Origin of the sequence: Burkholderia sp. IT-111MI5, from assembly GCF_949752865.1 — a bacterium.
GTDB classification, from domain to species: domain Bacteria; phylum Pseudomonadota; class Gammaproteobacteria; order Burkholderiales; family Burkholderiaceae; genus Burkholderia; species Burkholderia pyrrocinia_C.
In genome coordinates this window covers 1-355 of sequence record NZ_CATKIF010000059.1, presented here as the reverse complement: position 1 = coordinate 355, position 355 = coordinate 1, and the positions used below count along the sequence as shown (strand labels likewise).

The 355-nt window shown below is 68.7% G+C and carries 1 pseudogene; it reads right to left on the bottom strand.

What is annotated here, in order from left to right:
* Nucleotides 1-355 (bottom strand): annotated as a pseudogene (locus tag ACM6JT_RS29355) (filamentous hemagglutinin); the annotation flags it as partial.

The following is a 355-nucleotide window of genomic DNA, read 5'->3' as shown; positions in this document are numbered from 1 at the left end:
TGTGTTGGTCAGCGCCACGTTCGTCGTACCCAGGTTGCGCGACAACGTCTCTCCGGTGATGGCATTTCCGGCCGCATCGACGCCCACGTTGGCCGCCTCGATCGTCCACAGGCCCGCCTTGCCCGATGCCGCGCGCGTATCCACCTGCACGTCGCGCGACACCATTACCTGCTCGCCGCGCGTCGTCACCGTGCCGCCCGCCGTCGATGCATCCTGCGAGCTCGCGTCCAGCTTGCCCGCGACATGCACCTGACCGCCGTCCAGCGTGATCTTCCCGTCGCGGCTGCTCAGGCCCTGCGCCTCGATCGTGCCGCTGTTCTTCACCACCGAACCCAGCAGGTCGCCGGCCGCACGT